Source organism: Flagellimonas olearia (assembly GCF_009184425.1).
GTDB classification, from domain to species: domain Bacteria; phylum Bacteroidota; class Bacteroidia; order Flavobacteriales; family Flavobacteriaceae; genus Flagellimonas; species Flagellimonas olearia.
In genome coordinates, this window is sequence record NZ_WELG01000092.1 from 1 (window position 1) to 377 (window position 377).

Annotated in this window: 1 protein-coding gene; it reads left to right on the forward strand. The window is 54.9% G+C overall.

Annotated elements, in window-relative coordinates; all coding sequences use genetic code 11:
* On the forward strand, positions 1 to 176 hold a 176-nt coding region (locus F8C76_RS19335), incomplete at its 5' end, for a SpoIIAA family protein (RefSeq protein ID WP_170284073.1).
* Positions 177 to 377 lie beyond the last annotated feature (201 nt).

Here is a 377-nt window from a genome sequence, read left to right on the forward strand (position 1 = left end):
TCGGGCCCACCTTTGACAGTTTCTCAGCCGGAGCCATGTTTCAGGATGCCTTGGTCGGCCTTCGTCACCCGCTCAGTTGGCACCGCATCGCCGTCGTCACCAGCCACGACTGGATCAGCAATGTCGCTCAACAGGCAAGCGCGCTGATTCCCGGCGAAGTGAAAGCCTTTAAATAGGCCGAACAGAAAAACGCACTGGCCTGGTTAGCGAGCGAATAAGGCAAAGCTTCGCACTGTTAACGGCGAATATATCAACACCATGGCATGGCAACTTACTTTGCCTTTTATTTACTCGCGGCTCGTGGCTAGAAGCTCACAAGCGTTTCTAGCCCGCCCACCGTACGCTCAACTTGAGCGCATCCAATAAATCCCGGCCTC